Source organism: Saccharothrix deserti (assembly GCF_009769385.1).
Classification (GTDB): Bacteria; Actinomycetota; Actinomycetes; order Mycobacteriales; family Pseudonocardiaceae; genus Actinosynnema; species Actinosynnema deserti.
The window spans coordinates 327,981-334,980 of the sequence record NZ_VKAB01000015.1 but is presented as its reverse complement, the minus strand read 5'-3'; the positions used below and the strand labels follow the sequence as shown (position 1 = coordinate 334,980).

The window sequence follows — 7,000 nt, the reverse complement described above, 5'->3', positions numbered from 1 at the left end:
CGACCACATGGACCACGAGTACCAGCAACCGATCTTGCTCGGGGCGCCTGTCTCAAACCCGACTTCATTCATGAAGCCGAGACGAAGTCGGCCGTGAGAATATGAAGTGAGATTTGAGATCCTACACAAAAGCCGGTCAGCCCTGGGCGAGGTCGGCGAAGCGGCTGTAGTGGAGTTGGTGGGCGACGGTGATGGTGGCGGTCGGGCCGGCGCGGTGCTTGGCGATGATCAGGTCCGCCTCGCCCGCGCGCGGGTCGTCGCGTTCCCAGGCGTCCGGGCGGTTGATCAGGATCACCATGTCGGCGTCCTGCTCCAGCGAGCCCGATTCACGCAGGTCGGAGAGCTGCGGTCGCTTGTCGGTCCGTTGCTCCGGACCGCGGTTCAGCTGGCTGATCGCGATGACCGGCACCTCGAGTTCCTTGGCGATCAGCTTGAGGTTTCGGGAGAACTCCGACACCTCCTGCTGACGGGACTCGGTGCGCTTGCCCGACGACATCAGCTGGAGGTAGTCGACCACCACCAGCCGCAGGTCGTGGCGCTGCTTCAACCGCCGCGCCTTGGCCCGGATCTCCATCATGGTCAGGTTCGGCGAGTCGTCGACGAACAGCGGCGCCTCGCTGATCTCGCTCATCCGCCGGGCGAGCCTGGTCCAGTCGTCGTCGCTCATCCGCCCACCGCGCATGTCACCGAGCCGGATCCGCGCCTCGGCCGACAACATGCGCATGACGATCTCGGTGCGCGACATCTCCAGCGAGAAGATCGCGCTGGTCAACCCGTGCTTCACCGAGCACGACCTGGCAAAGTCCAGTCCCAGCGTGGAGTTGTGGGTCGGGATCATCGATCGGCCGGCGAGGTACAGGTGGTCGTGGTTGTCCACCTCCACGCAGCGCACCGGCACACTGGGGATCGGACGCACGTCGACGATGAACCGCGCCCCCGTCCGAACGGCGCTCTTGGCGCGCCGCCGTTCCTTCAGGACCAGCCGCTTGCGCTCCAACCGGAACACGTCGTCATCGGTGCCGAAGGTCAGGGTGTAGGCGGTGGAAGACCGGTCGCCGCGAACCTGCTTGGTGCTGGTCGAGCACCGGTAGCCGAGGCTCACCACCAGTTCGCGAACGTCTTCGGCGAGGCGTTGGTCGGTCACCGAGAACTGCACGGACCCACCGGCCGTCACCGTGCCGTCGGTGTCGAGCAGCCCGGCCAGCAGCGCGCGCCGTTGTGCGACGGACGCCCGGAGGTAGGCCGCCGGGATGTGCTTGTCGCCGAGCACACCGAGGCTGCGGAGGAGCGCCTGAACGGTCCCGTGGTCGTTGTGGCAGTCCTGGCACCGGCGCAGGCCGCACGACGGCCCACCGCAGTCCGGGCAGGTCGGCGCCGGCACGGGGCCCGACGTGAAACGCGACTTGCCGCCGCAGCTGCGGCCACACGTCTTGACCTGTGCGGTCTTGGGCGTGAAAGGAGTTCCGCAGACCACGCAATCGCGTGTCTCTGGTGCACCGGTCGCGGGCAGCCTGATGCTGTAGGCCAGTCCGCTCTGCGGCACCACGTCGTAGCCGTCGGCCTCGATGTTCCACGCGATCTCGGGATCCGCCGTGGTGAACCTGGCGCCCGCGGAATGACCGTCGCCCAGCCACGCGCCGAGGGTGTACGGACCGACCGGCAGCGATGCGTCGGGCAGGTCCAGTGGTTCGGTGTTGGTCACCGAGTGGTTCAGCCGCCGGTCCGCCGTTTCGCAGCGCAGGGTCGCGGCGATCTCGCGCGTGGTGCGGACTTCACCGAAGGTGCGCCGGCTGCGCCGGGGCACGGCCGCGGCCTCCTGCGCCGAACGACGTGAGGCCCGCGTCTCGGTGAGCCACTGGTGTTCGGCATCGGCCACGAGCACCGAGCCGTCGGAGAACTCGACCTCGTAGCACGGCCTGCCGCGCATCACGTCGGTCGCGGCCACCACGGTCGTCGGCCGACCGTCCGCACCGATGAGCCGGTCGCCGACCGCGACCTCGCCCATGGTCGTCCACCCGGTCGGCGTGGCGAGCGGGGTGTCGAGCGCGAGCGCCTTGCCGACGCCGGGTCGTGCCGCGACGATGATCATCTGGCCGGGGTGCAGGCCGTTGGTCAGCTCGTCCAGGTCGGCGAAGCCGGTGGGGATGCCGAGGGACGACCCGCCGCGCGAGGCGATGGCGTCGATCTCGTCCATGGTCGGCTGGAGCAGTTCCTCCAGCACCACGTAGTCCTCGGTGGTGCGGCGCTCGGTGACCTCGTAGATCGCCGCCTGCGCCCGGTCGACCACCTCGTCCACGTCGGCGCCCTCGGCGCCGTTGTAGCCGAGCTGCACGATCCTCGTGCCGGCCTCCACCAACCGCCGCAGCACGGCCTTCTCGGCCACGATCTCGGCGTAGTAGGACGCGTTGGCCGCCGTCGGCACGGTGGCGATCAGGGTGTGCAGGTACGGGGCGCCGCCCACGCGCAGCAGCTCGCCCCGGCGCTCCAGCTCGGCCGACACCGTGATCGGGTCCGCCGGCTCGCCCCGCCCGTACAGGTCGAGGATGCAGTCGTACACGGCCTGGTGCGCGGGCCGGTAGAAGTCGTTGGGCGCCAGGACCTCGACCACGTCGGCGATCGCGTCCTTGCTCAGCAGCATGCCGCCGAGCACGGACTGCTCCGCGGCGAGGTCCTGCGGCGGCTGCCGTTCGAAGCCGGGCTCGGCCATGCCCCGGTCGTCCACCAGCGCCACCGTGAGCTCACCCCAATCTGCTGCCGTGCGGATGTTGTACCTCGTGGGTCCGACAATTTCCGCGACGCCACGTTCGGCGATCCAGCGACGCTAGAGCCACCTGGATGGCCTAGGCAAACGCGCCTGTGGACAACTCGGTGGACAGCTTGGGGATGGTCACGCCGAGCTGACCACAAGATTGGGGAAAGCTGTGGACAACTTGGGTACAACTCGGGTCCAGAAAAAAGTTTTACCAGGTCAGACCCTGTGGACAAGTTTGTGGAAAACTCGTTCGCCACACCTTCGGCGTGTCGCGTGTTACCGCCGACACGGCGTGTCGCGCACAACGTGTAACACGAGTTGTCCACAGCCAGACGAGCGAAAGCGCCGCCCGACCAGAACACCTGGTCGAACGGCGCTTCCGGGGGTGTTTCAGCTCGCGTTCGCGACCTCGACGGACAGCGACACGGTGACCTCCGGGTGGAGCCGGACGCTCACCGAGTGCTTGCCGAGGGTCTTGATGTGACCCGCGATCTCGACGGCCCGCTTGTCGAGCGTGGGGCCGCCCGCGGCACGCACGGCCGACACGACGTCGGACGTGGTGACGGAGCCGAACAGCTTCTTCGAACCCGCCGCGGCCTTGGCCTTCAGCGTCACGGAGCCCAGGCCCTCGAGCGAGGCCTTGATCTCCTTGGCGTGGTCCAGGTCGCGGACCCGGCGGGACTCCTGCGCCCGGCGGATGACCTCCACCTGCTTGGCCGCGCCCTTGGTGGCGACGATCGCCAGGCCGCGGGGCAGCAGGTAGTTGCGGCCGTAGCCGTCCTTGACCTCGACGATGTCGCCGGGGCCGCCGAGGCCGGTCACGTCAGCGGTGAGGATGAGCTTCACGATGCCGTCCCCTTTCTCAGCGAGCGGTCGAGGTGTAGGGCAGCAGCGCCATCTCGCGGGCGTTCTTGACGGCGACCGCGACGTCGCGCTGGTGCTGGGAGCAGTTGCCGGTGACCCGGCGGGCGCGGATCTTGCCCCGGTCCGAGATGTACTTCCGGAGCAGGGTGGTGTCCTTGTAGTCGATGAGGTTGGCGTTCTTGTCCTTGCAGAACGCGCAGACCTTCTTCTTGGGCTTGCGCACAGGCGGCTTGGCCATGTGTGAACTCCTGGTATTACGCAGTGAAGTGTGGAGTGGACCGGTGCCGGGTCTAGAAGGGGGGCTCGTCGGCGAAGCCACCGGAGCCGGCCGGGGGCGCGGAGCCCCACGGGTCGTCCGCCGGAGCGCCACCGCCGCCGCCACCGCGAGACTGACCGCCGCCGCCGAAGCCGCCGCCGCCGTCTCCACGGCTCACCTTGTTGACCTTCGCGGTCGCGTAGCGCAGCGAGGGGCCGATCTCGTCGACCTCAAGCTCGATGACGGTGCGCTTTTCGCCTTCCTTCGTCTCGAAGGAACGCTGGCGCAGCCGCCCGGTCACGAGCACGCGCGAACCGCGGGTGAGCGACTCGGCCACGTTCTCCGCGACCTGACGCCACACGTTGCACCGCAGGAACAGCGCCTCCCCGTCCTTCCACTCACCGCTCGCCTTGTCGAACGTGCGAGGGGTGGATGCCACGGTGAAGCTCGCCACCGCGGCGCCGGACTGGGTGAAGCGGAGTTCGGGATCGGCGGTCAGGTTCCCGACCACCGTGATCGTCGTCTCGCCTGCCATGGTCGGAGAGCTCCTAGGCCTTGGAAGACTTGGCCGCGGCCTTGGCAGCGATCCGAGCGGCGGTCTTCGCGGCCTTGGCGGGCTCGCGGCGGATGACCTTCGTCCGGAGCACCGTCTCCTGGAGACCGAGCTGGCGGTCCAGTTCCTTCACCGCGTCGGGGCTCGAGATCAGGTCGAGGACGGCGTAGATGCCCTCGGCGTTCTTGTTGATCTCGAAGCTCAGCCGGCGCTTGCCCCACACTTCGACCTTTTCCACGTTGCCACCCGTGGTGCGGATGACGTTGAGGAACGTGTCAAGGGACGGCGCGATCGTGCGCTCGTCGAGACTGGGGTCGAGGATGACCATCACTTCGTAATGACGCATGAAGACCACTCACCTCCTGTGGACTCGGCGGCCACGGACGTTCCGTGGCAGGAGGGTCGTCGCGTCAGCAACTCACGAAGAGTAACAGGCCCAGGGGCTCGTACTCCCCCAGGGCCTGTTCGGGCAGCTCAGAGCGGCTCAGAGCTTCCAGTTGTCGAAGTTGTTGTACGCCGCTTCGGTGATCCGGGTCCCCCGGTTGTGGTCGCCGTAGCCGTACGCGTGAACGGCCAACGCGCAGAACGTGGTGCAGCCGCTGGTGTAGACCGCCGAACCGCTCTGCCCGCCCACGGTGTCCAGGTGGTAGGCCAGCTGGCGGGTGTAGGTGGCGCTGACCGTGCTGGACGTGAACCACTGCGTCGCCGACGCCTTGTCCTGCGGGTAGCCCGCGCTGCTGACGGCGGTGCCGTTGAACGAGCCGGTGGTCCAGCGCAGGCCGTACCAGCCGGTGGTGTTGCCGACGGTGCAGGTGAGCTTGAGTGCCGCGTAGTCGTACTCGGCGCTCGCGCTCTGCGTCCACCCGGTGACGCTGAACGCGGTGGACACGCCGCAGCTGCCGTACGGCGACGAGCTGCCGTTGCGGCCGGGGTAGACGGTGAAGTTGGTGTTCCACGCACCGCCGGTGCCGCCGGAGTAGACGCAGTGGCCCGCCGTCGCGACCGCGTTCGCCGCGTACATCCAGCCCGTGCACCAGCTCGTGGAGCCGTTGGGCTTTCTGTAGGTGAAGTAGACGTTGGCGCGGGCCGGGTAGGTGGTGGTGTTGGTGACCTGGGTGCGCTGGTCCGGCGCGATGATCGACTCGGTGGAGAACTCGTCGGGTGCCACCACGCGCGGTCCGGTGCCGGTGACCGGCCGCACGCCCTTGGCGTCGGCCGGGTTGCCGGTGCCCGCCGATCCGGCGGTGGTGAGGCGTCGGCCGGTCGGGATCTGGTCGATCTGCTGGATCTGCTGGATCTGGGAGCCGATGCGGCCGTCGTCGGAGATCGGGGTGTTCGGGTCGAGGGCCGGCGCCGCGGCCGCCGTCGTGGTCTGCACCGCGGTCAACGCCGCGGCCAAGCACAAAGCGGAGAGCATTCGTCGGGTCACCCTGAGAACGCTTCCACCGCCGGACGTGGTGAGGCAGAGAGCAGATGCAGGAAGAACTCGCGCCGGATTCGCCCTTATGGCGACTCAAGAGGGCGGCTCAAGCGAGCGCGCGCCGCAGCACCCACGTCCGGACGAGCGCACCCGTCACGCAGGACAGCAGCAGCACGGCCATCAGCACGGGAGCCGCAACGCCCCCGCCCATCCGGCCGCTGCCGGGCAGCGCCTGGGCCCGGCCCGCGGTCTGCACGCCGTCCGAGTCGGTCGCGCCGGGCAGCCCGTAACCGGGCCGGTAGCCGCTCACGCCGCCGCCGTAGCGCACGCCGGGCGACGGCGCGTACAGGCCGGGCATGGCGAACGGCAGGGAGCCGTAGCTGAACAGCGGCACGCGGCCGAAGTTGGAGCCCCACGGGCTCGACCCGTACAGCGGCACCTCCGGCCCGCCGACGCCGCCGACCGGGCTGACCGGGCTCGGGTTGCCAGGAGCGGTACCCGGATCGGCGCCGGGGTCGGTGCCAGGCCGGCCGGTCTTCGGCGGCTGGTTCGGCGCAGGCGTGGTGCCGGGCAGACCCGGCAACACGCCGGTGGCCTGCTCGGAGACGTCCGCGAGCGCCTTCGACCCGTCCTGGACGGGCGCGACGGCGGTGTTGGCGGCCTGCACGGTGACGCCGCACACCTTGGTCAGCTCGGTGCGCACGCCGTTGGAGAGGGTGACGATGACCGGTCCGAGCAGCGGCAGCTTGACCAGCTCGGCGTTGACCTTGTCCGCGATCTCGCCGCCGGTGATGACGCCGGAGCCGGTGGGGATCGCGCCGATCGGGATGGGCGGCAGGGCCGAGAACGCCTGCCGGAACGGGTCCGCGAGCGGCGGCCCGAGCAGCGGGATCGCCCGGATCAGCTGCACCACGGGGTCGAGCACGGCGGCCGGGCTCAGCGACACCGGCGTGCCGGGCGCGCCCTGCACGGTGGCCGCGCAGTCGCCCACGACGATGGGTTCGGCGGCCACGGCCGACCCGGAACCGGCGGCGGCACCGACCGCGCCGACCGCGAAAACGACACCGGCCGCGCTCAGCAGTCGAGTGAGCCGGGTCCGCATGTCTGGCCTCCTGGCGTGCCGCGCCCATCCCTTGCGAACATCTGTTCCTACTT

7 protein-coding genes are annotated in these 7,000 nt (G+C 69.4%); all 7 read right to left on the bottom strand.

Annotation, left to right across the window (positions count from 1 at the left end):
• Positions 1-136: 136 nt before the first annotated feature.
• Positions 137-2,731 carry a replicative DNA helicase gene (dnaB, locus tag FM051_RS25300; protein ID WP_202919003.1) on the bottom strand — a complete coding sequence of 865 codons (2,595 nt, stop codon included), beginning with the start codon at positions 2,729-2,731 and terminating at the stop codon, positions 137-139.
• Positions 2,732-3,142: 411 nt separating this feature from the next.
• Positions 3,143-3,601 (bottom strand): 50S ribosomal protein L9, encoded by a 459-nt coding sequence (gene rplI, locus FM051_RS25295; protein WP_158847525.1) that lies wholly within the window; start codon positions 3,599-3,601, stop codon positions 3,143-3,145.
• A 13-nt stretch (positions 3,602-3,614) separates the two neighbouring features.
• A complete protein-coding gene (rpsR, locus tag FM051_RS25290) occupies positions 3,615-3,854 on the bottom strand; it encodes a 30S ribosomal protein S18 (protein WP_015805710.1) in 240 nt (79 codons plus the stop codon).
• Positions 3,855-3,906: 52 nt separating this feature from the next.
• On the bottom strand, positions 3,907-4,407 hold the full coding sequence (locus FM051_RS25285) for a single-stranded DNA-binding protein (RefSeq protein ID WP_158847458.1): 501 nt from the start codon (positions 4,405-4,407) through the stop codon (positions 3,907-3,909).
• Between the two features lie 13 nt (positions 4,408-4,420).
• On the bottom strand, positions 4,421-4,771 hold the full coding sequence (rpsF, locus tag FM051_RS25280; RefSeq protein WP_158847523.1) for a 30S ribosomal protein S6: 351 nt from the start codon (positions 4,769-4,771) through the stop codon (positions 4,421-4,423).
• Positions 4,772-4,909: 138 nt separating this feature from the next.
• The gene (locus FM051_RS25275; protein ID WP_158847456.1) at positions 4,910-5,842 is read right to left on the bottom strand and encodes a trypsin-like serine peptidase; all 933 of its coding nucleotides are present in this window, start codon (positions 5,840-5,842) and stop codon (positions 4,910-4,912) included.
• A gap of 109 nt (positions 5,843-5,951) precedes the next feature.
• On the bottom strand, positions 5,952-6,947 hold the full coding sequence (locus tag FM051_RS25270; protein ID WP_158847454.1) for a hypothetical protein: 996 nt from the start codon (positions 6,945-6,947) through the stop codon (positions 5,952-5,954).
• Between the last annotated feature and the right edge of the window lie 53 nt (positions 6,948-7,000).